Origin of the sequence: Streptomyces sp. R28 (assembly GCF_041052385.1) — a bacterium.
Taxonomy (GTDB): Bacteria; Actinomycetota; Actinomycetes; order Streptomycetales; family Streptomycetaceae; genus Streptomyces.
Genome location: NZ_CP163439.1, coordinates 907,393 through 932,092, shown reverse-complemented (window position 1 = coordinate 932,092; position 24,700 = coordinate 907,393). Strand labels below are relative to the sequence as shown.

The following is a 24,700-nucleotide window of genomic DNA, read 5'->3' as shown; positions in this document are numbered from 1 at the left end:
CGTGCTACTTCAAGTCGACTTGAGGTCAAGCGGATGACACACCTGGACATCGCTGAGGTGGCGCAGCGCGCGGGGGTACCCGCCTCGACGCTGCGGTACTACGAGGAAAAGGGGCTGATCGCCTCCACCGGCAGGCGAGGGCTGCGCCGTCAGTACGACCCCGGCGTGCTGGAGCGCCTGGCGCTGATCGCGATGGGCCGGACCGCCGGCTTCTCGCTCGACGAGATCGCGCACATGTTCGCACCGGACGGACAGCCCCGCATCGACCGGCAGATGCTCGCGGCCAAGGCGGAGGAACTGGACCGAAGGATCCGCGAACTGGGCGTCCTGCGCGACTCCCTGCACCACGCCGCGGCCTGCCCCGCGCCGAGCCACATGGAGTGCCCCACCTTCCGCCGCCTCATCGAGGCCGCGGCGTCCGGCGCCGTGGCGGTGCCGAGGAGGCGGGCTCCGGGGGCCGCCGTGAAGCCGCTGGCTCCCGGGCGGCCGTGAAACCTCGGGTGAGGGAGCGGGGTGCCGGTCCCGGCGAGAACCGGGCGAAGAACCGGCCGAGAATCCGGCCTAGATCCAGCCCTGCTCCCAGGCACGGTGGGCGGCCGCATGCCGGGTCGGGGTGCCGAGCTTGGACATGGCGGCGGAGAGGTAGTTGCGGACCGTGCCGGGGGCGAGGTGGACGTCGGTGGCGATCTCGGCGATCGACGCGCCGGTGCGGGCGGCGCGCAGGACCTGAAGTTCGCGGTCGGTGAGGGGACAGTCGTCCTCGGTCAGCGCGGAGGCCGCGATGTCCGGGTCGACGTAGCGTCGGCCGTCGGCGATGTCACGGATGATCTCGGCCAGTCGGGCCGCCTGGGTCGTCTTGGGGACGAAGCCGCGTACGCCTGCGGCCAGCGCCCGGCGCAGCACGGCGGGTCGGGCGTGCCGCGTCACCATGACGATCTGCGTGGCCAGTTCGGCCCGGATCTCCTCGGCGGCGCGCAGCCCGTCGGTGGGCGGCATCTCCAGGTCGAGGACGGCGATGTCGGGGCGGTGCGCACGGGCCAGCCGTACCGCCTCGGTGGAGGTGGCCGCCTCGGCGACGACGGTGAGGTCCGGCTCCAGCGCGAGCAGGGCGGCCAGGGCGCTTCTGAGCAGGTCCTCGTCGTCGGCGATCAGCAGGCGGATCATCGGGCGGCTCCGTCCGCGGGGTTCGGCGATTGCGGCGATTCCTGCGCTTCCGTCGGCCCCGTGGGCCCCATTGACCCCGTCAACCCTGGCGGCCCCGTGGACCCCGGTGGGTTCGCCGGAAGCGCCGCCGCGACCTCGAAGCGGTCACCGTCGTGGGTCCAGGTCAGCTCGCCGCCGGCCGCCTCCAGCCGCTCGGCGAGGGCGCGCAGGCCCGTGCCCTCCAGGGCGGCGGGATGCTCCTCGGCGCCATCATTGCTCACCCGCAGGCGGGCGAAACCGCCGGCGATCCGGTAGTCGACCTCGGCGCGCCCGGCCCGGCTGTGCCGGAGCACGTTGGTGGTGGCCTCCCGCATCACCAGACCGAGGAGGTGGCGGGCGGAGTCCGTGAGGCGGGCGGCCGCGGCACCGGGGTCGACGGCCATCCGCGCGTCGATGTCGGCGGCGGCCAGCACCCGCGTCGCGTTGGTGATCTCGTCCTCCAGGGTCGTTCGGCGGTACCCCTGCACCACGGCCCGGGTGTCGCTGAGGGTGTCCGCCGCCAGCCGCCGTATCTCCTTCAACTCCGCGGCGGCACGCGCCGGGTCCAGCTCGACGAGCCGCGCCGCCAATTCGCCCTTCAGAGCGATCACTTGGAGGTGATGGCCTTGGATGTCGTGCAGGTCGGCGGCGAACCGCAGCCGTTCCTCCTTGACCGCCAGCTCCGCTTCCAGTCGCCGCGCCTCGTCCAGTCGCCGTGCCGTGTCCCAGGCCCACAGCGGGCCGAGTGTCACCCAGGCCGTGAAGGCAACCAGCCCGGCCGGGAACAGCGCGGCGTACGCCAACTCCCCGTCCTCCGCGACCAGGCTTGCCAGGCCCCCGGGCAGCGGTGCGAGGGCCACGGCGCCCGCGATCAGCAGCCGCCTGCGGTGCGGTGGGAGGTACGTCGCGAGGAGCGCCACCACCAGGGCGGGCGCGACCGGCCACAGCCCGTAGTCGCGCAGGGCGAGGGGGAGTGCCGCCAGCACGACTGCGGCCCCTGCGGCGGCGATCAGCAGGCCCGCGGGCGGTCCGTCGGGGGGCGCGTCGGTCACCGGCAGGAGCGCCAGCCGCCGGCTCAGCAGTACGACGCTCGCCCCCACCTCGACCGTCAGCGCGGCGGCGGCCGGGACGCGGGCCCACAGCGGGACGTCGCCGTCGAGGACCCACGCGCCGACGAAGACGGCCAGCACACCCGCGGTCATGCCCGGCACGGTCCACCACGTGTAGCGGCGCAGGCTCGTCAGCCCGGCCGCCCCGCGATCGATCGCTCCGTCCCCCACCCGGTCATTGTGGCCCAGGGCGCATGACAAATGTCATCCGAGGACGTGACAACTCCACGCCCGCGCATGGGGATTCGGCACTACGGGCGGACTTCGCCCAGGTCCAGCCTGGAGATGTCGGCGGATACCCCGCCCCGGTACCGAAGGAGAGCCGTCATGCAGGCACCCCACACTCACCCGACGGCGGACCGCCCGCACCCGGCTTCCGTGCTCAAGCGGCGCTGGCCCACGGCCCTGGCCGTCGTGGTCGTCACCCTCAACGTGATCGCATCCGGCTCCGAGGACGTGGCCGACGCCGTGGGCGGCTTCGGGGAGATCCTGCCGTTGCTGCCTCTGATCTACCTGGTCGTGCATCAGATCGGAAAGCCGCAGGCCACCTGGCCGGTGCTCGGGGCCGGGCTGGTGGCCGTGTTCGCGCTGCCCCTGCAGGACGTGGTCGCTCCGTCGACGGTCCTGGTCGCCCTCGCCCTGGCCGTCCTCCTCTGGGGCGCCGTCCGCGGAACTCCGCACGGCCGGGCCGGACTCGGGGTCCAGGCCGCCGGCGCGCTCGTCTTCGGCGGGCTCGCGCTGGCCGGGCTGGCGGTGGACCCGGACCTGGGCCGCTTTCTGGTGGCCGCGGGCTGGTTCTTCCACGGGGTGTGGGACTTCGTGCACCTGAGGCTCGACAAGGTCGTCTCCCGTACGTTCGCCGAGTGGTGCGGTGTCATCGACGTACTCGTCGCCGTCCAACTGCTCTTTCTGGTCTAGCCGGCCCGAAGAACGGCCGAGAAGCGCCGGGGCGGGGCCCGTAACCGGGCTCCGCCCCGTACGTTGCCCCCAGTGGTCTCTCCTGTCCGACCGCCAACTCCGTGCACTGGGAGCCCCCTTGGACACCGAAGACACCCCCGGCGCCCTCCGTTTCGGCCCGCTCTCCCGCCGCAGATTCCTCCAGGTGACCGCCACCGCCACCGCCACGGGTCTCGCCACCGCCGGTGCGCCGCACGCGGCCGCCGCCTCCGGTACGACCATCACCCTCTCCTTCACCGCCGCCACCGGCGGTTCCGCGACCCTCGCCCCGTCCGGTGACCGGCTGGTCGCCGAGATCCAGAACGTGCTCTGGTCCGTCCCGCGCAAGGGCGGCACCGCCCTCCCGCTGACCCCGCCCGGCCTCGAACCCACCCGCCCGCAGTTCTCGCCCGACGGCAGCCGTCTCGTCGTGTGCGCCTACCGCGGCGGAGGCTTCCACCTCTGGACGCTGCGGCCCGACGGCTCCGGCCTGCGGCAGCTCACCGACGGACCGTGGGACGACCGGGGCCCGGCCTGGTCGCCGGACGGCACCCGGATCGCGTTCGCCTCCGAGCGCGGCGGCGACAGCGTGACGGGAGCCCCGTACCGCATCTGGGTCGTGGACGTACGCACCGGCACGCCGACCCGGCTCACCGGGCACCCCGGGCAGCAGGGTCCCGGGCAGGACGGCCGCTGGGAGGACTTCGACCCGGCGTGGTCGGCGGACGGCGAGCGGGTGCTCTTCGTGCGGGCCGCCGTCACCGAGACGGGCACACTGCGCGCGACCACCATCGCGTCGGTGGCCGCCGACGGCTCGGGCCCGGTCACCACGGAGCGCACCGACGACTCCGGCGCCCAGCTCATGACTCCCGCCGTCTCGCCCACCGGGCGCCTCGCCCACCTGCGCACCACAGCCTCGCCCACGGCCTCGTGCGCGCTCGTGGTGGACGGGAAACCGGTCGCCGTGCAGGGCGACGTCCTCCCCGCGCCGCCTCGCTGGACGGACGGCGAGCGGCTGCTCCTGACGGTCGACGGACACTTCCGCCTGGTCGATCCGGACGCACCGGGCAGCGCCGAGGAGATCCCGTTCACGGCCACGCTGCCCGTGCACCGCCCCCGCTACCGCGCGAAGGCGTACGACTTCGACGGCGCCGGCACCCGCCCCGTCCGCGCGCTGCACCTGCCCGCCCTGTCACCGGACGGCCGCAGTGTCGCCTTCGCCGCGCTCAACGCGCTGTGGACCGCCGGCACGAAAGGGGGCCGCACACCCCGCAAGGTCCTGCAAGTCCCCACCACCCGCTATGTGTTGGTCCCGACCTGGACGCCCGACGGCAGGGCACTGGTGTACGCCGACGACCGCGACGGACTGTTCGCCGTGCGACGCCGCGAACTCGACTCCGGCGAGGAGACCGTGCTCGCCGAGGGCGGCCGTGTCTTCCCCGCGCTGTCGCCCGACGGGACGCGGCTGGCCTGCCTGGACATGTCCGGCAACCTCGTGGTGCGCGACCTGAACGACGGCACCGAACACGTGCTCGCCGCACCGCTCGGCGCGGGTGGGCTGCCCGGCCGCCCCAGTTGGTCGCCCGACGGCCGGTATGTGGCGCTGTGCGACCGCAACCGCCTCAACCAGCGCTTCCGTGAGGGCTACAACCTCATCCGCGTCGTGGACACGACCACCGCGAGGGCCGCCCTGCACGCCCTCGCTCCCCACACCTCGCTCTCCGACCGCTACGACTCCGGCCCCGTGTGGTCCCCGGACGGTCGCTGGATGGCCGTGATCGCCGAGTCGGCACTGTGGCTGCTGCCGGTCCGTGCCGACGGCACCCCGGACGGCGAGCCCCGCCGGCTCACCACCGAACCCGCCGACCACCCGTCCTGGTCCGCCGACGGCCGCACCCTGCTCTACCTCTCCGCGGGGGCCCTGCGCCTGATGGACGTCGGCAGCGGCAGGACCCGTACCGTCCGCGTCCCGCTGGACTACCGCAGACCATGCCCGGCGGACACGGTCGTGCACGCGGGCCGCTTCTGGGACGGCACCGGGCCGGAGGTCCGCGAGGACATCGACGTCGTGATCCGCGACGGCCGTGTCGCGGAGGTGTCCCCGCACCGCACCGGCCGCCCGGCCGCACACCGCGTCGACGCGAGCGAGCGCACCGTGATCCCGGGCCTGTGGGACGCGCACACCCACCCCTGGCAGACCACGTACGGCGGCCGCCAGACCGCGCTGCAACTCGCGTACGGCATCACGACGGCCGTCTCGCTGGGCGGCTTCGCCTACGAGCAGGCCCGCATCCGGGAGGCGGTCGCCGCCGGTGCTCTTGCCGGACCCCGGCTGCTGACCACCGGCGAACTCCTCGACGGGGCGCGGGTCGCGTACAGCATGGGCCGCGCCCACCGCACCCGCGAGGGCCTGCACCGCTCGCTGGCGCGCGGGGCTGCGCTGGACTGGGACTTCGTGAAGACGTACGTACGAGCCCCGGGCTGGGTGATGAAGGAGGCCGCGGACTTCGGGCACCAGCGGCTCGGCGTACGCAGCGGCAGCCATCTGTGCACCCCGGGTGTGCAGTTGGGCCAGGACCTGACGACCCATCTGCAGGCCACGCAGCGGCTGGAGTTCGGGCACGCCACCTCCGCGACGGGGCGCGCCTGCCAGGACGTCGAGGAGATCTACACCGCCACCGACTTCCACCTGGTCGCCACCCCGTTCACCGCGCTGTCCCTGCTCGGCGCCGACCCCGCGCTCGCGGACGACCCGCGGGTCACCGCGCTGATGCCGCCGTGGGACACCGCGCTCGTACGCCAGCAGGCAGGACAGCCGCCCACCGATGCCCAACTCGCCACGCTGGCACGCGAGATGGACGTCTACTGCCGGATCCTCGCGGGCGGCGGCCTGGTCGCGCTCGGCACCGACCAGCCGCTCGTCCCCGTGGGGCTGCACCTGCATCTGGCCCTGCGCGCCCTGCACCGTGCCGGACTGTCACCGGCCGAGGCCCTGCGCACCGCCACGCTGCTGCCCGCGCGCGTCTTCGGTGCCGACGCCGACCTGGGCACGGTGGAGGAGGGCAAGCTCGCCGACCTCACGGTCGTGGACGGCGACCCGTTCACCGACTTCGCCGCGCTGATCCGCACCGCGGCGGTCCTTCGCGGTGGCGTCCTCTTCGAACAGGCGGATCTGGTCGACGCCTTCGACAGCGGCACCGAGCGAAACGCGACCGAGGAGTGGCTGGAGGTGAGCCGCCGTATGCGCCGTGAGGGGTGCTGTGACCTCTGAGCGGGGCACGGTTCACACACACTTACTGGCACATCTGCGCAGGAGCATCACTCCGGCTGCACACAGCCTGTCCAAAGCCTCGTTAGCGTTCTGGCCATTCGATCACGCGCGCTAACGGAAAGACCGCAGATGGACTACTGCTCCTCGTGCCGTCGGCATCTCAACGGGGCCCTCGTGTGCCCCGGGTGCGGCGCCTACGCCCCGGACATCGCTCCCTCCGCGGCAGCGGGCTCCACCGTGTCGGCTCTGCCGGGTGCGGCGGCGACCGTGACGACGGCGTGGGAGGCTCCCGCCGACGACGCCTGGTACGACGGCTATTTCCGGGACGAGGCGGCCCCGCCGGCCGGCATGGCCCCGCCGGCAGTCATGGAAGAGACGGCGCCCATCGCCCCGGCCGCCGACGTGGACGGCGTCCCCGCCGCCCCGCAGGGCCGGGCGGCGCGGCGTCGCCAACGGGCCCGCTGGAAGAAGAACCAGCGCCGGGCCGTGGTGGCGACCGCCGTGGCACTCGTCGGCGGCGGTCTGACCGTCTCGGCGATGGACCGGGGGGCCGCCGACAAGGCCCTGGCGGCCACCGCGCCGGAGAACCCCAACACGGTGGCCGCGGAGCAGCAGGCCACCGAGCTCACCCGTCCGGTGTCCACTCCGCAGGACACGCACCGGTCCCCGCACACCAGCACCACAACTCCTTCGCATCTGACCCCGACCGACGCCTCGCGTTCGCAGGCCGTGCCCGACCAGCGCACCGCGCCCCAGGTCACCCGACCGGACGCCGCCGCGGCTCCCACTCCGACGGCGCCGTCGACCCCGCAGTCGCAGTCGCAGGCTCTGACACCGGCATCCGGGGGAACCACCGCCGGCGACAGCAGCGGTACGGCGGCCGAGCAGCAGCAGACACCGGCCCCTGCGGCAACCGAAGGCTCGGACACCGGCTCCGACTCCGGCTCCGGCACGGCCACGTCACCGACGAGCCCCGCACCGGAGGAGACCTCACCGGCGCAGCTCTGCGTGCTCAACCTCGTGTGCCTCGGCTGACCACGCGGGGAGCCGATGACCACGCCGGGGAGCTGACCCCGACCACCGGAGCGCACGCCACCTGAGATCGTCGTCACCCTCCCGCATCCGCACACAACTTCGCGGATGCGGTCATGCTGGAAGAAGCCGCATGCCAGAACCTGGCAGCGCACGGCACCAGCAGAGCGGGACGTCGCCCTCAGGAAGGAACAGTCCATGGTCGAGCAGGACGAGCGCTTCGATGTCGTGGTCCTCGGAGCGGGCCCCGGCGGCTATGTCGCCGCCATCCGCGCCGCCCAGTTGGGCAAGCGGGTGGCGGTCGTGGAGGAGAAGTACTGGGGCGGCGTCTGTCTGAACGTGGGCTGCATCCCCAGCAAGGCACTGCTGCGCAACGCCGAGCTGGCGCACATCTTCACGCGCGAGGCGAAGACCTTCGGCATCAAGGTGGACGGGCAGGTCACCTTCGACTTCGGCGAGGCGTTCCGCCGCAGCCGCAAGGTCGCGGACGGCCGGGTCAAGGGCGTCCACTACCTGATGAAGAAGAACAAGATCACCGAGATCGACGGCCGCGGCACCTTCCTCGACCCGCACACCCTCCAGGTGGCGGGCTACGACGGGGAGACCCGCACCATCGGCTTCGACCAGTGCATCATCGCCACCGGCGCCACGCCCAAGCTGCTTCCCGGCACCCGGCGCAGCGCGCGCGTGGTGACGTTCGAGGAGCAGATCCTGGCCGAGGAGCTGCCGCGGTCGATCGTCATCGCGGGCGCCGGCGCGATCGGCGTCGAGTTCGCCTATGTGCTCCACAACTACGGCGTGAAGGTCACCATCGTCGAGTTCCTGGACCGGATGGCCCCGCTGGAGGACGCCGAGGTCTCCGCCGAACTGGCCAAGCAGTACCGCCGGTTGGGCATCGACGTGCTGACCTCCACCCGGGTCGACGCCGTGGACGAGTCCGGCGAGCAGGTGCGCGTCACCGTCACCGGCAAGGACGGCACCCAGCAGGTCCTGGAGGCCGACAAGGTGCTCCAGGCGATCGGCTTCCAGCCGAACATCGAGGGCTACGGCTTGGACAAGACCGGCGTGACCGTCACCGAACGCGGCGCGATCGAGGTCGACGGCCGCTGCCGCACCTCGGTCCCGCACCTCTTCGCCATCGGCGACGTGACGGCGAAGCTGATGCTCGCGCACGCGGCCGAGGCGATGGGCATCATCGCCGCCGAGACCATCGCCGACGCCGAGACGATGGAGCTGGACTATGTGATGATCCCGCGCGCCACCTACTGCCAGCCGCAGATCGCCAGCTTCGGCTACACCGAGGCCCAGGCCCGCGAGCTCGGCCACGACGTCAAGGTGGCCAAGTTCCCCTTCACCGCGAACGGCAAGTCCCACGGGCTCGGCGACGCGACCGGCTTCGTGAAGCTGATCAGCGATGACACCCACGGCGAACTCATCGGCGCCCACCTCATCGGCCCGGACGTCACCGAGCTGCTGCCCGAGCTGACGCTGGCCCAGCAGTGGGACCTGACCGTCCACGAGATCGCCCGCAACGTCCATGCCCACCCGACCCTCGGCGAGGCGGTCAAGGAAGCGGTGCACGGCCTCGCCGGTCACATGATCAACTTCTGACCGTTCAGCCCTCGAGCCACCAGCGGGCCGCCGCCCAGGCGAACGCGTAACCGAGGCTGTTGACGGCCCAGTGCAGGGCCATGGGCGCCGCCAGGCTTCCGGAGCGGCGGCGCAGCTCGCACAGGACGACCCCGGCGACGGCCGTGGCGGCGATCGCCACGGCCACGGTCGGTGCCACGCCGGCCGGGCCGTCACCGAAGACGGAGCCGACCGCGGCGTTGGAGCGGTTGATGCCGCGGGACGGCATCAGGTGCCAGCACCCGAACAGCAGCGACGACACCCCGGTGGCCCAGGCGGTGCCGTGCCGCCGCCGGATCATGGCCCACAGCACGCCACGGAAGGCCGTCTCCTCCAGCAGCACGGTCCCGAAGGGAACGCGGCCGAGCGCCACCCACAGCAGCCGTCCCACGGACAGGTCCGCCGCCCTGGCGTCCCGGAACGCCTCGCGCCCGGCCGGCACGGCGAGGAGCAGCAGCAGGACGAGGAGGACGACTCCTGCCAGGACGGGAGCCCACCGCAGTCCCCGGCGCATCGCCGCCGCGTCGAGCCCCAGTTCGGCCAGGGTGAGACCGTCCCGGCGGGCGATCAGCAGCAGGACCGCCGTCGCGGCCACGCAGATGACCACGTACAGGGCGGTGCCCCGCGCGAGCCAGTTGTTCAGCAGGTTCGCGGCGGCGAGAACGGCGACAGCACATACGATCGGCATCCGGTTTCCAGCATCCCCCGCCGCGGCCCTGCCGTCGAAGCACCCCTCCCGGCCGCGGCCGAGTTCGGGACGCCCCCCCCGGTAGTGACCGGTCGAACCACACCGTGCGGCCGCTCGTGCCGAGCCTCCCGGCCGGGGCGGCCGCGCACAGGACCGCGGAGACGGCGGAGCCGCGGACGCTGTGGCCGACGAGGAACTGGCCGTCGGCGCAATGGAGTTCGGCGTATCCGGACGCCCAGTCTCGCCCCGGCGTGACATGCCGCTCGTCGACCGACGACCACCTCGTATCCGTCGGCCCCTGCCTGTGGCGCCGCGCCCTCCGGTTGAGCATCCTCAGTGGTACCGCGACCCCAGGGAGGCACCACCCATGCCGGCCAAGAACCTCACCGCCAACCGCTCCGCCCTCGGCCACCGCCTCGCCTACGCCCTGCGCCACCCCGACCGCGTACCCCGCCATCTGGCCCGCACCGCCCGGGACATGTGGCTGCGCCGCCGCCACCCGGACCACGTCTCCTACTACCGCGCCGTGATGCGCTCCGACACCCGGGCCGATCCGGACGCGGCGGTCGGCAGCCACAGCCGCGAACGGTGGCTGGCGCTCGGGGCGATGCAGTTCGACTACCTCGTCGGCCACGGCCTGCTTCCCGGGCACCGGATGCTGGAGATCGGTTGCGGCAACCTGCGGGGAGGCTGGCGGTTCATCCGCCACCTGGAACCCGGTCACTACTACGGCATCGACATCTCGCCCGACATACTCTTCGCCGCGCAGGTCACCGTCGCGGAGATGGGCCTGCAGCAGCGCCTGCCCACGCTGACCCCGGTGCGCGACCTGACGCTGCGGTTCCTGCCCGACGCCCACTTCGACGTGGTGCACGCGCACAGCGTCTTCTCGCACTCGCCGCTGCCGGTCATCGAGGAGTGCCTGGCCAACGTCGGCCGGGTACTGGCACCCGGCGGCTGGTTCGACTTCACCTTCGACCGCACCGAGGGCGAGGAACACCACGTCCTGCGGGAGGACTTCTACTACCGCACCGAGACCCTGCTGGCGCTGGCGGCGAAGCACGGCCTGCGGGCCCGCTTCATGGCGGACTGGGAGAAGCTCCCGCACGGCCAGTCCAAGATCCGGGTCACCCACGCGGTGTGAACCGACGCCTTGTCAGCAGTCCAACCGTTCCCGCCCAGTAGGTCATCTGTCCCGGACTCTTGACTCGTAAAGCGGTAGTGGCCATCCTCGTCGCACATCTTGCGAGGTCATGACAAGCCGACCCCGCCATCCCGCCGACCGAGGGACGTGGGCTGTGACCAGCGCCGTACGCCCGTACCGCAGACGCAAGAACGTCACCGTTGTGTCGCTCCTCCTGCTCGTGCTGTCCGTCGTACTCGGCCCCACGCCGAGTTCGGCGGCCGGAACCGACTGGTGGAACCCGACCGCGCGGCCCGCCCCCGACTCGCAGATCAATGTCACGGGGGAGCCCTTCACCGGTACCAACGCCAAGGGCGAAGTGCGCGGCTTCGCCGACGCTCACAACCACCTGTTCTCCAACGAGGCCTTCGGCGGCCGGCTCATCTGCGGCAAGACGTTCTCCGAGGCCGGCGTCGCCGACGCCCTCAAGGACTGCCCCGAGCACTACCCCGACGGCTCGCTCGCGATCTTCGACTTCATCACCAACGGCGGCGACGGCAAGCACGACCCGGTCGGCTGGCCCACCTTCAAGGACTGGCCCGCGCACGACTCGCTGACCCACCAGCAGAACTACTACGCCTGGGTGGAGCGGGCCTGGCGCGGCGGCCAGCGCGTGCTGGTCAACGACCTCGTCACCAACGGCGTGATCTGCTCCGTGTACTTCTTCAAGGACCGCTCGTGCGACGAGATGACGTCCATCCGGCTGCAGGCCAAGCTGACGTACGACCTGCAGGCCTACATCGACAAGATGTACGGCGGCACGGGAAAGGGCTGGTTCCGGATCGTCACCGACAGCGCCCAGGCCCGCCAGGTCGTCGAACAGGGCAAGCTGGCGGTCATCCTCGGGGTGGAGACCTCCGAGCCCTTCGGCTGCAAGCAGATCCTGGACATCGGGCAGTGCAGCAAGGCCGACATCGACAAGGGCCTGGACGAGCTGTACGCGCTGGGCGTGCGCAGCATGTTCCTGTGCCACAAGTTCGACAACGCCCTGTGCGGGGTCCGCTTCGACTCGGGCGGGCTCGGAACGGCCATCAACGTCGGCCAGTTCCTGTCGACCGGCACCTTCTGGAAGACCGAGACGTGCAAGGGCCCGCAGCACGACAACCCCATCGGCAACGCCTCGGCGGCCGAAGCCGAGCAGAAGCTCCCGGCGGGCGTGGAGGTCCCCTCGTACGACGCGGACGCCCAGTGCAACGTCCGAGGGCTCACCGACCTCGGCGAGTACGCCGTGCGCGGCATGATGAAACGCAAGATGATGCTGGAGATCGACCACATGAGCGTCAAGGCCACCGGCCGGGTGCTCGACATCTTCGAGTCCGCGTCCTACCCCGGCGTGCTCTCCTCGCACAGCTGGATGGACCTGGACTGGACCGAACGGGTCTACGGCCTCGGCGGCTTCATCGCCCAGTACATGCACGGCTCCGAGGGCTTCGTCGCGGAGGCGAAGCGCACCGAGTCCCTGCGCGACAAGTTCGGCGTGGGCTACGGCTACGGCACCGACATGAACGGCGTGGGCGGCTGGCCGGGACCGCGCGGAGCGGACGCCCCCAACAAGGTCACGTACCCCTTCAAGAGCGTCGACGGCGGCTCCGTCATCGACCGGCAGACCACCGGCCAGCGCACCTGGGACCTGAACACCGACGGCGCCGCCCACTACGGCCTCGTCCCGGACTGGATCGAGGACATCCGCCGCGTCGGCGGCCAGGACGTGGTCGACGACCTCTTCCGGGGCGCCGAGTCCTACCTCGACACCTGGGCGGCCTCCGAGAAGCACCAGGCCGGGGTGAACCTCGCGAGCGGCACGACCACATCGGCGAGTTCCTCGGAGTGGAGCCTGTTCACCAGCTACCAGCCGCACCGGGCCGTCGACAGCGACAGCGGCACCCGCTGGGCCAGCGACTGGAGCGACGACCAGTGGTACAAGGTCGACCTCGGCTCCACCCACCTGGTCAAGCGGGTCACCCTCGACTGGGAGCGCGCGTACGGGAAGGCGTACCGCATCGAACTCTCCACCGACGGCGTGAACTGGCAGACCGCCTGGTCCACGACCTCCGGCGACGGCGGCCTGGACACGGTCAGGTTCGCCGGCACACCGGCCAGGTATGTACGCATCCAAGGGCTGGACCGCGGCACCGACTGGGGCTACTCCCTCTACGAGGTCGGCGTCCACAGCAGCTGACACCCACGAGAGGGGCTCCATGGCACGGTTGCCGTCAGCCGAGCGGCGGCGACAGCTCACCGAGGCGGCGATCAGGGCGATGAGCCGGGACGGCGTCCCCAGGACGACGACCCGGTCCATCGCCGCCGAGGCAGGCGTGTCGCTGAGCGTCTTCCACTACTGCTTCGACTCCAAGCAGGAGCTGATCGAGTCCGTCATCACGACCATCACCGAGCACTACGTGACGGTGGTGAAGGACGCCCTACGGCCCCGAGCCACCCTCGAGGAGACCGTCCGGGCGGGCTTCCAGGCGTACTGGGACCATGTGCGCGCCCACCCGGACGAGCACATGCTCACCTACGAGCTGACCCAGTACGCCCTGCGCCAGCCCGGCTTCGAGCATCTGGCCCGCCGGCAGTACGAGCTGTACGCCGACACCTACGCCGAGCTCATCGAGCAGCTGCGACACGCCATGGGCCTCCGGCTCCACGTGCCCGTCCCCGTCCTGGCCCGCTACCTGGCCGCCATGACCGACGGGCTGACCCTCAACTTCCTCGTGCTCGGCGACGAGGCGGCCTGGAACGACACCCTCGACATGGTCGTCGCGCACATCGCCGGGCTGGTACGCGAGAGCTGACGGGGAGGTCATCCGCGTACGGCGGCCCGGTCGCGGACCGGTTCCGTCGTGCCCGGCGCGTCCCGACGGAAGAGCCACCGCAGGTCCGGCTCCACCACGAAGCGAAGGACGCGCCGGACGGGCGGAGTGCACAGCAGGGTCACGACCACGGCGGCGACGACGGTGACGACGACCGCGCCGAGCGGGCGCTGCACCCAGACGGGGTCGTACCAGCCCCAGAACTTCGCGCCCTGAGCCACGAAGCCGTGCAGCAGATAGCCGTACAGCGTCCCCGCGCCCAGCGCGGTGCACCACATCCGCCGGCCGGGCACCCAGGCGAGGAAGCAGGCCACCAGTACCAGCGAGCAGGCGAACAGGACCGGTGTCATCACGACCCCGTACCACGCGGGCGCGCCCAGCTGCTCGGCGCTGTCGCGGTGGTAGAACCAGCCGCCGGTCATCCGTGGCACGGCCCAGTACGCCACCACGAACGCGCCCGCGAACACGGGCACGGCCGCGATCCGCACCGCGCGGCGCCGGACCAGCCGGAAGTGCTCCGGCTTCAGGGACAGACCCAGCACGAAGTACGGCAGGAACTGCAGGGTGCGCTGAAGATCGAGGTCGTCGCCGATGGACGACGCCAGGGTGGCCAGCATCGCCACGACGAGCGCGAGCGGCACCGGCAGGCGCACCCGCTTCCACAGCGGGGTGGTCAGCCGCCACAGGAACAGCGCCGCCAGGAACCACGTCAGATAGAGCGGGTCCAGCAGGCTGATCGGCCGGTCCGGCTCCTGGTCGGTCCACCGGGTGAACAGGGTGTACGCCGTCTCGAAGACGACGTACGGGACGACGAGACCGGTCACCAGGCGCTTGAGCTGTTCCGGGCGGCCGTCGAAGCCGCGGGAGAAGTATCCCGATATGACGATGAAGGCCGGCATGTGGAAGGCGTACACGAGCATGTACAGCGCGCTGACGGTCCGGCTGCCGTCGCGCAGCGGCTCCCATGCATGGCCCACCGCCACCAGCACGATCGCCGCGTACTTGACGTTGTCGAAGAACGCGTCCCGCTGCTTCGAAGGCGCAGGTGGCAGCGGTGTGGCGCGAACGGGAGCGGTGTCCACCGACCCGCTCACCACACGGCCCCCCGGGCACCACGCGGGAAGCCCGCGCGCTCGCGGACGCGTCTTTCGGGAGTAACGGCTGTGACGGTGTGCTGAGACATCCCCCGCGTCTCACCACTTCCGGGCGAGGTAAACCTTCGCAGGTCAACCCGGCTCTTCGCACGGGAGGGGGGGCGTCGGCATTCGGCCGTCGGGGTGTGGTCGTAACCCGTGTGAACGCCCTGAATGGTGCGACCGGAAGGAATGACTGACGGTGGATCACGTCAAGGTCTGGCTCCAGTGGTGATGAAGCGTCAGCCGCCCAGGCCGTGACGGAAGGACTCACCTATGCGCTCTGTCCGCATGCTGCTCGCCACCGCGACGGCCACGGCCGCACTGGCGATCGCACCCGCAGCCTACGCCGTTACGGCGGGTGACTGGGACCACGAAGACAATTCCTACAGCAAGGAGCACGACAAGGAGGGCAAGCACGACGCGCCTCGCGGCGGGATGCACACGGGTGGCGGAGCGCTGACCGCCGTCACCGACGAGGACTCCGACTGGGGCGGGTCCAAGGACCCCAAGCCCGACAAGGAAGGCAAGCACGACGAGGGGGGCAAGCACGAGGACGGCGGTAAGCACGACGAGGAGGGCAAGCACGAGGACCCTCGTGGCGGGATGCACACGGGTGGCGGAGCGTTGGCCGCCGTGACTGACGAGGACTCCGACTGGGGCGGGTCCAAGGACCCCAAGCCCGACAAGGAAGGCAAGCACGACGAGGGGGGCAAGCACGAAGACGGCGGCAAGGACGACGAGGAGAGCAAGCACGAGGAGCCTCGCGGCGGGATGCACACGGGCGGCGGAGCGCTGGCCGCCGTGAACAACGGCGACGACTGGGGCGGCGCCAAGGACCCCAAGCACGACCCGGACACCTACCGGAGCAAGGACGGCGGGCACGACGAGGACTCCTGGGGCGGTGACCACGACAAGGGGTCCTGGAAGGAAGACGACCACGGGAAGGACTCGTGGGGCGGTGACCACGAGGACTCCTGGGGTGATGACCACGGCAAGCCGCACGGAGGGATGCACACCGGCGGCGGCGGCCTCGCCTCGCCGGGTGTCACCACCGGCGGACTGGCCGCGCTGGCGGTCGCCGGTACCGGCCTGTACGCGGTGCGACGCAAGAAAGCATCCGGATCCATGGCCTGACCCATGCCGCACGCCATAACCGCTGTGGCCGCCGCACGTGCGCCGCGCGTCGCGGCGGCCCCGCTCCCCTCCCCTCTGCTGTATCCGCTGCCGTGCCCGAGTGAGGTGGTGCCCGATGGCCGCCGGCCGTTCCTCTTCCCCCGATGCCGACCCGGCCCTGTGCGATGCCGGTTCCGTGGGCTCACGGCGGATAAGGCGCGCGGCCGCGGCGATGTTCTGGAGCGCGGTCGCCGTCATGGTGCTGATGGTGACCCTGCCGGGCGGCCGGGACGAAGCATCCGAAGCCCGCTTCGCGCCGCACGCCCCACCCGCGGTCGAACCGTACGCCCCACCGGCGACCGAATCGTCCTCGCCCGCCCACCGGCATGAGGGCAAGTACCTGGCCCGGTCCCGGCCGACCCGCCTGCTCATCCCGAAGATCTCGGTCGACGCGCCCTTCACCGACCTCGCCATCGGCAGTACGGGACAGCTCACGCCCCCACCGGCCCACGACACCAACCTCGTCGGCTGGTACGCCAAGGGCGCGTCCCCCGGTGAGGCGGGCACGTCGATCATCGCCGGGCACGTGGACACGGCGACGTCCGCCGCGGTGTTCGCGAACCTGAGCGAGCTGGAGAAGGGGGACCGCTTCCAGGTCGCGAGGGCCGACGGGCGCAGAGCGTCCTTCGTGATCGACAGCGTGGAGATGTTCGACAAGGACAACTTCCCCAGCCGACGCGTGTACGGCGACACCCCCGGGGCCCAGGTGCGGCTCATCACCTGCGCGGGGGACTACGACCGGCAGGTAAGGGACTACACCGCGAACCTGGTGGTCTTCGCCCACCTCGCCTGAACCGCCTTGTTCCGTACCGCTGCACCCCGCGCAGACCTCGTGTCTTACAGTGACTGCGACCAGTTCCGGTGACTGAACCTGTGAGGTAGTCGCGAACCATGCCGACCGAGACGTTTGAGTTCCAGGTAGAGGCCCGTCAGCTGCTCCAGCTGATGATCCATTCGGTCTACTCGAACAAGGATGTCTTCCTGCGGGAGCTCGTCTCCAACGCCTCCGACGCGCTCGACAAGCTGCGTCTGGAGAAACTGCGGGAGGACTCCCTCGAGGCCGATGTGTCCGACCTGCACATCGAGATCGACGTCGACAAGGAGGCCCGTACCCTCACGGTGCGGGACAACGGCATCGGGATGTCGTACGACGAGGTCGGACGGCTCATCGGCACCATCGCCAACTCGGGAACGGCGACGTTCCTCCAGGAGCTGCGGGAGGCCAAGGACGCGGCCGGGGCCGAGGGGCTCATCGGCCAGTTCGGCGTCGGCTTCTACTCCGGCTTCATGGTGGCGGACGAGGTGACGCTGGTGACCCGGCGCGCCGGCGAGAGCCAGGGGACCCGCTGGACGTCGCGCGGTGAGGCCACGTACACCCTGGAAACGGCCGACGACGCACCGCAGGGCACGTCCGTCACGCTCCACCTCAAGCCCGCCGACCCCGAGAACCAGCTGCACGACTACACCTCCCCGTGGCAGATCAGGGAGATCGTCAAGCGGTACTCGGACTTCATCACCTGGCCGATCCGGATGGTCCCGGAGACGGCCGACAGCGACGGCGACAGCGACACCCCGGCCGAGCCCGAGACGCTGAACTCCATGAAGGCCCTGTGGGCGCGTTCGCGCGACGAGGTGTCGGACGACGAGTACCACGAGCTGTACAAGCACATCAGCCACGACTGGCGCGAGCCGCTGGAGACGATCCGGCTCCAGGCGGAGGGCACCTTCGAGTACCAGGCCCTGCTCTTCGTCCCCTCGCACGCCCCGCACGACCTGTTCACGCGGGACTTCAAGCGCGGCGTCCAGCTGTATGTGAAGCGCGTCTTCATCATGGACGACTGCGAGGCCCTGCTGCCGCCCTACCTCCGCTTCGTCAAGGGCGTCGTCGACGCGGCGGACCTCTCGCTCAACGTCTCCCGCGAGATCCTGCAGCAGGACCGGCACATCCGGATGATGCAGCGCCGGCTGACGAAGAAGGTCCTGTCCACGGTCAAGGAGTTCATGACCAAGGACAGTGACCGCTACGCCACGTTCTGGCGGGAGTTCGGGACCGTCCTGAAGGAGGGCCTGGTCACCGACTCCGAGAACCGCGACGCCATCCTCGCCGCCTCCTCGTTCGCGACCACGCACTCGGACGACGAGCCGACCACGCTCGCGCAGTACGTGGAGCGGATGAACGACGGCCAGGACGACATCTACTACATCACCGGCGAGTCCCGGCAGAGCATCGAGAACTCCCCGCACATGGAGGCGTTCCGGGACAAGGGCATCGAGGTTCTGCTGCTCACCGACGCCGTCGACGAGGTGTGGGTCGACGCCGTCGGCGAGTACGAGGGCAAGCGGCTGCGGTCCGTCGCCAAGGGCGAGATCGACCTGGACGCCAAGGGTGACGAGAACGCCGACGACGAGCGGGAGAAGCAGGCCGAGGAGTACGCCGCTCTGCTCGGCTGGATGGGCGAGCAGCTGGACGAGGAGATCAAGGAGGTGCGCCTGTCGACGCGGCTCACCGTCTCCGCGGCCTGCGTCGTCTCCGACGCGCACGATCTGACCCCGGCCCTGGAGAACATGTACCGGGCGATGGGCCAGGAGGTGCCGCGCACCAAGCGGATCCTGGAGCTCAACCCGGGCCACCCGCTGGTGAAGGGCCTGAACCAGGCGTACAAGGAGCGTGAGGACCGCACGGAGCTCGCCGAGTCCGTCGAACTGCTCCACACGCTGGCGGTGCTCGCCGAGGGCGGCCAGTCCAAGGATCCCGCGCGTTTCGTGAAGCTGGTGGCGGACCGCCTGGAGCGCACCCTGTAGTCGGCGCCGTAGGCCATGTGGACGTGTGCGCGGGCCATTGTCGGTGGCCCGCGCTAGCTTCCTTGGAGTCGGACTCCGACCCCGTTTCCTGGAGGATTCATGGCCTCGCGTCTCAACCCCTACATCACGTTCGCCGGTGACGCCCGCCAGGCGATGGAGTTCTACAAGGAGGTGTTGGGCGGCACCCTGACGCTGAACACCTACGGCGAGTACGGCCAGAAGGACACCCCGATGGCCGACAAGATCATGCACGGCATGCTCGAGACCCCCAGCGGCTTCACCCTCATGGGCGCCGACACCCCGACGGGCGACCACAACCCGGGCAACAACTTCTCGGTGAGCCTCAGCGGCGACGACGACGCCGAACTGCGCGGCTACTGGGAGAAGCTGTCCGCGGGCGCCTCGGTGGCCGTGCCGCTGGAGAAGCAGATGTGGGGCGACGTCTTCGGCATGTGTACGGACCGGTTCGGCATCACCTGGATGGTCAACATCGCCGGGCAGGGCGGCTGAGCGCGGACGGCACGGACGGCGCGATCGCCTCGGCGCCGGGCCCCGACGGGTTCCGGCCGTCTGGTGACGCAATCGCCCATGCGGGCAGCTACAGGGCGTAAAGCACCGCAGGGAAGGGAAAGGAGCTATACGGCAAACCGCGGGGAGTGGTCGTCAGCGCCCGGAGTGTCGGGCCCGAAGCGCTGGGGGAGGGGCCGGGCATGGGCGGGCAGCCCCTGTATCTCGAACCGCGGCTGGAGCCGCGGCTGCGCTCGTTGCTGGACGCCCCGGCCCTGCTGCACACGCTCACCGACGCCCTCGGGTCTCCGCTGAACATGGTCGTCCCCGACCAACTCGCCGACAATCTCCAGCAGTTCCGCTCGGTGTACGGCACCCACCACCTGTCCGGCCAGGTGTACTTCGCCCACAAGGCCAACCGGTCCAGCGCCCTGCTGCGGCGGCTCGCCGCCACGGACGCCGGCGTGGACGTCGCCTCGCTGGCGGAGTTGCAGCACGCCCTGGGCGCCGGCCTCACGCCCGACCGGATCGCCGCCACCGGGCCGAAGAACCCGGAATTCCTGTGGCTGGCGGCCCGTACATCGGTCACCGTCAGCCTCGACACGCGAGGCGAACTGGAGCAACTCGCCACGCTGGTACGCAAACACGCGCTGCCCCGCGTCCGTATCCTGCTCCGGCTGTCGGGCTTCGAGGCGTCCGGCGTACGGGTGTTGAGCCGGCGGAGCCGATTCGGCACCGCGGTAGGGGAGTCGGGCCCTCTGCTGGAGGACGTCGAGCGGCACGCAGACGTGGTCGACCTGGTCGGCGTGGCCTACCACCTGGACACGACGAGCCTTACCGAGAAGGCCACGGCGCTGGAGGGCTGTCTGCGGGTGCTGGAGGAGTGCCGCAGCCGCGGGCTCAGGCCCCGGGCCGTGGACATCGGCGGCGGGTTCGGCGTCAACTACCTTGCGCACGGCGGACAATGGGAGCAGTACACGACCGGACTCACCGAAGCCGTGCTGGGCTCGCGCCCGCCGCTGACGTACGGCGGCCACGGCTACGGACTGCGCAACGAAGCCGGCACCCTGCGCGGCACGCTCGGCCTGTACCCCGCCCACCGTCCGGTCGCCGGAGCCCGCTACCTCGACGAACTGCTCTCGCACCCGGCCGCGTCCCTGGGCGGCCGCCCACTGGCCGCCCTGCTCCTGGAGCACCTGTACGACCTGCACACCGAACCCGGCCGGGCGCTCCTCGACCAGTGCGGACTGACCCTGACGAAGGTCCTGGAGGTGCGCGGCCAGGAGTCCGGCGGCCCCCTTCTTGTACGACTGGCGGCCAAGGCCGACGACGTGGCGCTGGAGGAGCACGGGGTGCTCATGGACCCCGTGGTCGTCCCACGGCATCCGCCAGGCACAGGAGCAGACGTCGGCGCGGGCCCTGACGCCGGTGCCGAACCAGTCGCCGTGCATCTCTTCGGCAGCCTCTGCCTGGAGTCCGACCTGATCACCCGCCGCACGGTCTTCCTGCCCCGCCGCCCCGAACCCGGCGACCTGCTGGCATTCGCCAACACGGCCGGTTACTGCATGGACTTCCACGCCACCCGTGCCCAGCACCAGCCCTCCGCGCGCAAGGTCGCCGCCTGGCAGGAGGGCGACACATGGCGCTGGTGCCTGGACGACCAGTACTGGCCGACCACACCCGTGGGGGGAGCGCAGTGAGGTACGACAGCATCACCGACGCCATCGGCAACACACCGCTGGTGCGCATCGACCCGGCCGTGCACGGCCTGAGGAACATCGACCTGTACGCCAAGCTGGAGCTGCTCAACCCTTTCGGGTCGGTCAAGGACCGGGCCGCCTGGAACATGGCCCGACCGCACCTGTCCGCCGCGGCCGAGGGGAGCGGCCAGGTCGTCGAGCTGTCCAGCGGCAACACCGCCAAGGCCCTGGCCGTGCTCGCGGGCATGCACGGCCTGACCTTCAAGAGCGTCACCAACCGGATGCGCATCCCGGAGATCAAGGACCTGCTGCTGTTGCTGGGCGCGGAGATCGAGGAACTCCCCGGCCAGAGCGAGTGCCTTGATCCGACCGCCACCGACGACCCGCTCACCCTCTTCCACCGCACCCTCTCCGAGCCCGACAGCACCTATCTGCACACCGACCAGTACTTCAACCCGCGCAACACCGAGGCCCACTTCACCGGCACCGGACCGGAGATCGTCAAGGACCTCGACGGCCGGGCCCCCAACTGGTTCATCGCCTGCGTGGGCACCGCCGGCTCCTCCACCGGCGTCGCCCGCGCCCTGCGCGAACACGACCCCGCCGTACGGGTCGCCGGTCTGGTCGCGGCCAAGTCCGACTTCATCCCCGGCATCCGCACCATCGACGAGGCGCACGAGGTGGGCCTGTTCGACCCCGGCACCTACGACTCCATCGAGACGGTGAGCGCCGACGAGGCGATCGAGGGGATGCTGACCCTCAATCGCCGCTGCGGCATCCTGGCCGGCCCCACCGGAGGGGCCGCGTACTTCGGAGCCGTACGCCAACTGCGCGCGGTCGACGAGGAGTTGGCCGGCGAAGGCTCTTCGGATCGGCAGTCGGCGGTGTTCATCGTCTGCGACCGGGTCGAAAGCTACCTCAGCTACGTCCGTCAGCGGCGCCCCGACCTCTTCGGCCGCCCCCGCCGCAGGAACTCCCCGGCCGACCTGTCGGACGCCGAGATACGCACGGCACCGGCCATCGGCGTCACCGACGCCCAGGCGTGGATCGCCACCGGAGAACCCCTCGTCGTCGATCTGCGCAGCCCCTACGCCTACGCCGCCCTGCACATCGACGGCTCGGTCAACATCGTCGAGGAGCTCTTCGAGGAACTCCTGCACGGCGGGCTGCCGTTCAGCCGCAACCGCCCGGTCCTGCTGGCCTGCCCGGTCGGCGAGAAGTCCGCCCGCTACGCCGCCCTGCTGACCCGGATGGGGCACCCGGACGTCCGCAGCCTCACCGGCGGCATCATCGCCTGGCGTGACGCGGGCGCACCCCTCGTGCGGGACTGACGCCCATGACCATCCCCAGGATCGACAACCAAGGGGCGGCCGTCGTCGCGGAGTTGGGGGAGTGGCAGCGCGCCCTGCGCACCCAGTTCCCGATCATCACCGCCCACCCGGAGCTTGCCTACCTGGACAGCGCCGCCACCGCCCAGAAGCCGCAGGCCGTACTCGACTCCGTCCACACCTACCTCACCACGACCAACGCCAACGCGGGACGCGGCACCTACACCTGGGCCAACCGGACCACGTCCCTGGTCGAGCAGGCCCGGGACCGGGTCCGGCGGTTCCTGGACGACCCCGCCCCGACGCGCTCGGCCGTGCACTTCACCAGCGGCACCACCGAAGGCATGCGCACCATCGCCGGTGACTGGCTGCCCCGACTCCTCGCCGACGGCGACGAGATCGTCGTCCCGGTCGCCGACCACGAGGCCAACATCGCGCCCTGGTTGGAGGCGCAACGACAACTGGCGCGGCAGGGCGTCCACATCCGCGTCCGGCCGATGCCGTACCAGCAGGCGTCCGGCGACTACGACCACACCGCGCTCACGGAACTGACCGGCCCGCGCACCCGGTTCGTCGCGGCCAGCCATGTCCACCACGTGTACGGCGGCAACATGAACATCCACCGCATCCGCCGGGCGGTCGGCCCGGACGCGGTCATCTGCCTGGACGCCGCCCAGAGCATCGGCCATCTGCCCGTGTCGGTGGCCGACCTGGACGTCGACTTCGTCGTCTTCTCCGGGCACAAGGCCATGGCGCTGCCCGGCACGGGAGTCGTCTGGGCCCGCCAGTCACGCGGCCCGCAGTTCACGCCGGGCGGCTGGTCGGGCACCCCCAACACGGTCGGTATCGCCTCCCTCGCCGCCGCCCTGGACTGGCTGGACACGGCCGGTACCGACCGGATCGAGCAGTGGACGGTCGCCCTGGCGGCCCGGCTCACCGACGGCCTCGGGCGCCTCGACGCCTACGAGATCCTCGGCTGCCAGAACAGCCTGGCCGTCGACTCCTCCGTACAGCAGCGCCAGGGCATCGTCACGTTCCGGCACCATGCCATCGACTCCGGGGACCTGGGCTTCGTGCTGTTCAGTCACGGCTTCATGGTCCGCTCCGACCAGCACTGCCAGGGCAGCGCGGGGGAGCGGACCGGGTCGGTGCGGGTGAGTCTGCACGTCTACAACACCGCCGAGGAGGTCGACCGGCTGCTGGCCGTCCTTGCCACCCTCGGGTGACGTACCGCCATGAGGGGGAATGGGAACCGTTTCCATCTTGTAGTGTCGGGCGCCGACAGGGTGAGACAGGTGCGAGACGGCGAGGTGGCACGACCGGATGGGGCTGAGCCTGGCGACGGCGGAGCGGTGGGTGGAGCGCTGGGAGTGCCAGCAGCAGCGGTACGCCGTGGACCGCGAGGAGCGTTTCACGGTGATCGGCGACGTGGTCGAGCAGACCGTGGCCGGCGGCCCGGCCAGGCCGCTGGTCGTCGACCTCGGCTGCGGTCCCGGATCGCTGGCGGCCCGGCTGGCCCGGCGGTTGCCGCACGCGGACATCGTGGGCGTGGACATGGACCCGCTGCTGCTGGAGCTGGCCCGCACCCACCACCCGGACGCGGCCCGCTACGTCGACACGGTGATCGGCGAGGAGGGCTGGACGAAGGCCCTGCGGCTGGCCCGCCCGCTCGACGCCGCCGTGTCGACGACGGCCCTGCACTATCTGAGCGCGGACGCCCTGTACCGCGTCTACCGGCAGCTCGCGGCGCTGCTCAGGCCCGGCGGCGTCCTCGTCAACGGCGACCACTTCCCGCACGACGACACCTGGCTCGCCGAACTCGCCGGTTGTGTCGGCCGCCGCCACGCCGAACGCGGGCGCGCCTTCGCCCACGAGGACTGGGCCTCCTGGTGGACGGCCGTCGCGCAGGACCCCGAGCTGACCGACCTCCTCGCGGAACGCCGACGCCGACAGCCCGAGAGCGCTACGGCCGACAGCGCGGCGTGCCTGTCCGTGTCCGCGCATCAACGGCTGCTGCGGCAGGCGGGGTTCGGGCACGTCGGGGTCGTCTGGCAGTACGGCGCCAGCCACGTGGTCGTGGCGCTGCGCTGAAGTTCCCTTCGCTGTGGGTCGGTTGGGGCCACACCAAGCACAGCTAAAGGTTCCTGCAGGCACCTTGACAGCGTGCGTACTGTTTCGCGACGTTTGAGCCTCGCCGCATAGTTCGACATG

General features: G+C 71.1%; 20 protein-coding genes and 1 pseudogene. 16 read left to right on the top strand and 5 right to left on the bottom strand.

Translation table 11 applies throughout. The features are described 5' to 3' along the window. Positions 1-33 precede the first annotated feature (33 nt). Complete coding sequence (locus AB5J49_RS03940; protein ID WP_369167067.1) at positions 34-492, top strand: helix-turn-helix domain-containing protein; 459 nt, start codon at positions 34-36, stop codon at positions 490-492. Between the two features lie 69 nt (positions 493-561). Here the strand turns inward: AB5J49_RS03940 and AB5J49_RS03935 are convergent, their stop codons facing one another. Then, positions 562-1,164: a DNA-binding response regulator gene (locus AB5J49_RS03935; protein ID WP_369167066.1), complete on the bottom strand. Its 603-nt coding sequence runs from the start codon at positions 1,162-1,164 to the stop codon at positions 562-564. Then, the gene (locus AB5J49_RS03930; RefSeq protein WP_369167065.1) at positions 1,161-2,462 is read right to left on the bottom strand and encodes a sensor histidine kinase; all 1,302 of its coding nucleotides are present in this window, start codon (positions 2,460-2,462) and stop codon (positions 1,161-1,163) included. Before AB5J49_RS03930 ends, AB5J49_RS03935 begins: the two co-directional genes overlap by 4 nt. A 156-nt stretch (positions 2,463-2,618) precedes the next feature. Here AB5J49_RS03930 and AB5J49_RS03925 point away from each other — a divergent pair, with 156 nt between their 5' ends. The 4 genes from AB5J49_RS03925 (at position 2,619) to lpdA (ending at position 9,141) form a co-directional block, all read left to right on the top strand. Then, entirely contained in the window at positions 2,619-3,209 is a 591-nt protein-coding gene (locus tag AB5J49_RS03925; RefSeq protein ID WP_369167064.1) for a hypothetical protein, read from the top strand. 118 nt (positions 3,210-3,327) lie between these two features. Further along, entirely contained in the window at positions 3,328-6,498 is a 3,171-nt protein-coding gene (locus AB5J49_RS03920; RefSeq protein WP_369167063.1) for an amidohydrolase family protein, read from the top strand. Between the two features lie 129 nt (positions 6,499-6,627). Next, positions 6,628-7,533 (top strand): hypothetical protein, encoded by a 906-nt coding sequence (locus AB5J49_RS03915; protein WP_369167062.1) that lies wholly within the window; start codon positions 6,628-6,630, stop codon positions 7,531-7,533. A gap of 195 nt (positions 7,534-7,728) precedes the next feature. Further along, positions 7,729-9,141, top strand: a complete 1,413-nt coding sequence (gene lpdA, locus AB5J49_RS03910) for a dihydrolipoyl dehydrogenase (RefSeq protein ID WP_369167061.1) — start codon at positions 7,729-7,731, stop codon at positions 9,139-9,141. A 4-nt stretch (positions 9,142-9,145) separates the two neighbouring features. On the opposite strand, the gene AB5J49_RS03905 is transcribed toward lpdA, so the two are convergent. Beyond that, entirely contained in the window at positions 9,146-9,847 is a 702-nt protein-coding gene (locus AB5J49_RS03905; RefSeq protein WP_369167060.1) for a CPBP family intramembrane glutamic endopeptidase, read from the bottom strand. 88 nt (positions 9,848-9,935) lie between these two features. Further along, positions 9,936-10,115, bottom strand: a pseudogene (locus AB5J49_RS03900) (hypothetical protein); the annotation flags it as partial. Positions 10,116-10,214: 99 nt separating this feature from the next. Here AB5J49_RS03900 and AB5J49_RS03895 point away from each other — a divergent pair. The 3 genes from AB5J49_RS03895 to AB5J49_RS03885 all read left to right on the top strand — a co-directional run bounded on the left by AB5J49_RS03895 (position 10,215) and on the right by AB5J49_RS03885 (position 13,825). Beyond that, on the top strand, positions 10,215-10,991 hold the full coding sequence (locus AB5J49_RS03895) for a class I SAM-dependent methyltransferase (RefSeq protein WP_369167059.1): 777 nt from the start codon (positions 10,215-10,217) through the stop codon (positions 10,989-10,991). Positions 10,992-11,145: 154 nt separating this feature from the next. Next, positions 11,146-13,209, top strand: coding sequence for a discoidin domain-containing protein (locus AB5J49_RS03890; protein ID WP_369167058.1), 2,064 nt, complete (start codon positions 11,146-11,148; stop codon positions 13,207-13,209). A gap of 19 nt (positions 13,210-13,228) precedes the next feature. After that, positions 13,229-13,825, top strand: a complete 597-nt coding sequence (locus AB5J49_RS03885; protein ID WP_369167057.1) for a TetR/AcrR family transcriptional regulator — start codon at positions 13,229-13,231, stop codon at positions 13,823-13,825. 8 nt (positions 13,826-13,833) lie between these two features. On the opposite strand, the gene AB5J49_RS03880 is transcribed toward AB5J49_RS03885, so the two are convergent. Beyond that, positions 13,834-14,925 carry an acyltransferase family protein gene (locus AB5J49_RS03880; RefSeq protein ID WP_369167056.1) on the bottom strand — a complete coding sequence of 364 codons (1,092 nt, stop codon included), beginning with the start codon at positions 14,923-14,925 and terminating at the stop codon, positions 13,834-13,836. 327 nt (positions 14,926-15,252) lie between these two features. Here AB5J49_RS03880 and AB5J49_RS03875 point away from each other — a divergent pair, with 327 nt between their 5' ends. The 8 genes from AB5J49_RS03875 (at position 15,253) to AB5J49_RS03840 (ending at position 24,580) form a co-directional block, all read left to right on the top strand. Further along, on the top strand, positions 15,253-16,113 hold the full coding sequence (locus tag AB5J49_RS03875) for a hypothetical protein (protein WP_369167055.1): 861 nt from the start codon (positions 15,253-15,255) through the stop codon (positions 16,111-16,113). 211 nt (positions 16,114-16,324) lie between these two features. Beyond that, positions 16,325-16,945 (top strand): class F sortase, encoded by a 621-nt coding sequence (locus tag AB5J49_RS03870; protein WP_369175034.1) that lies wholly within the window; start codon positions 16,325-16,327, stop codon positions 16,943-16,945. Positions 16,946-17,043: 98 nt separating this feature from the next. After that, entirely contained in the window at positions 17,044-18,954 is a 1,911-nt protein-coding gene (gene htpG / locus AB5J49_RS03865; protein ID WP_369167054.1) for a molecular chaperone HtpG, read from the top strand. 99 nt (positions 18,955-19,053) lie between these two features. Continuing rightward, complete coding sequence (locus AB5J49_RS03860) at positions 19,054-19,464, top strand: VOC family protein (RefSeq protein WP_369167053.1); 411 nt, start codon at positions 19,054-19,056, stop codon at positions 19,462-19,464. A 200-nt stretch (positions 19,465-19,664) separates the two neighbouring features. Further along, positions 19,665-21,161: a Y4yA family PLP-dependent enzyme gene (locus AB5J49_RS03855; protein WP_369167052.1), complete on the top strand. Its 1,497-nt coding sequence runs from the start codon at positions 19,665-19,667 to the stop codon at positions 21,159-21,161. Then, positions 21,158-22,492 carry a pyridoxal-phosphate dependent enzyme gene (locus tag AB5J49_RS03850; RefSeq protein ID WP_369167051.1) on the top strand — a complete coding sequence of 445 codons (1,335 nt, stop codon included), beginning with the start codon at positions 21,158-21,160 and terminating at the stop codon, positions 22,490-22,492. Before AB5J49_RS03855 ends, AB5J49_RS03850 begins: the two co-directional genes overlap by 4 nt. 5 nt (positions 22,493-22,497) lie before the next feature. After that, positions 22,498-23,715: an aminotransferase class V-fold PLP-dependent enzyme gene (locus AB5J49_RS03845; protein ID WP_369167050.1), complete on the top strand. Its 1,218-nt coding sequence runs from the start codon at positions 22,498-22,500 to the stop codon at positions 23,713-23,715. A 97-nt stretch (positions 23,716-23,812) separates the two neighbouring features. Continuing rightward, positions 23,813-24,580 (top strand): methyltransferase domain-containing protein, encoded by a 768-nt coding sequence (locus tag AB5J49_RS03840; protein WP_369167049.1) that lies wholly within the window; start codon positions 23,813-23,815, stop codon positions 24,578-24,580. The last annotated feature ends 120 nt before the right edge of the window (positions 24,581-24,700 follow it).

Excerpts from the sequence above, each read along its gene's own strand:
- AB5J49_RS03855 (WP_369167052.1), top strand. The coding sequence starts at position 19,665 with ATGGGCGGGCAGCCCCTGTATCTCGAACCGCGGCTGGAGCCGCGGCTG.
- AB5J49_RS03905 (WP_369167060.1), bottom strand. The coding sequence starts at position 9,847 with ATGCCGATCGTATGTGCTGTCGCCGTTCTCGCCGCCGCGAACCTGCTG.
- AB5J49_RS03885 (WP_369167057.1), top strand. The coding sequence starts at position 13,229 with ATGGCACGGTTGCCGTCAGCCGAGCGGCGGCGACAGCTCACCGAGGCG.
- htpG (WP_369167054.1), top strand. The coding sequence starts at position 17,044 with ATGCCGACCGAGACGTTTGAGTTCCAGGTAGAGGCCCGTCAGCTGCTC.
- AB5J49_RS03845 (WP_369167050.1), top strand. The coding sequence starts at position 22,498 with ATGACCATCCCCAGGATCGACAACCAAGGGGCGGCCGTCGTCGCGGAG.
- AB5J49_RS03895 (WP_369167059.1), top strand. The coding sequence starts at position 10,215 with ATGCCGGCCAAGAACCTCACCGCCAACCGCTCCGCCCTCGGCCACCGC.
- AB5J49_RS03860 (WP_369167053.1), top strand. The coding sequence starts at position 19,054 with ATGGCCTCGCGTCTCAACCCCTACATCACGTTCGCCGGTGACGCCCGC.
- AB5J49_RS03840 (WP_369167049.1), top strand. The coding sequence starts at position 23,813 with ATGGGGCTGAGCCTGGCGACGGCGGAGCGGTGGGTGGAGCGCTGGGAG.
- AB5J49_RS03925 (WP_369167064.1), top strand. The coding sequence starts at position 2,619 with ATGCAGGCACCCCACACTCACCCGACGGCGGACCGCCCGCACCCGGCT.
- AB5J49_RS03875 (WP_369167055.1), top strand. The coding sequence starts at position 15,253 with ATGCGCTCTGTCCGCATGCTGCTCGCCACCGCGACGGCCACGGCCGCA.
- AB5J49_RS03940 (WP_369167067.1), top strand. The coding sequence starts at position 34 with ATGACACACCTGGACATCGCTGAGGTGGCGCAGCGCGCGGGGGTACCC.
- lpdA (WP_369167061.1), top strand. The coding sequence starts at position 7,729 with ATGGTCGAGCAGGACGAGCGCTTCGATGTCGTGGTCCTCGGAGCGGGC.
- AB5J49_RS03870 (WP_369175034.1), top strand. The coding sequence starts at position 16,325 with ATGTTCTGGAGCGCGGTCGCCGTCATGGTGCTGATGGTGACCCTGCCG.
- AB5J49_RS03915 (WP_369167062.1), top strand. The coding sequence starts at position 6,628 with ATGGACTACTGCTCCTCGTGCCGTCGGCATCTCAACGGGGCCCTCGTG.
- AB5J49_RS03935 (WP_369167066.1), bottom strand. The coding sequence starts at position 1,164 with ATGATCCGCCTGCTGATCGCCGACGACGAGGACCTGCTCAGAAGCGCC.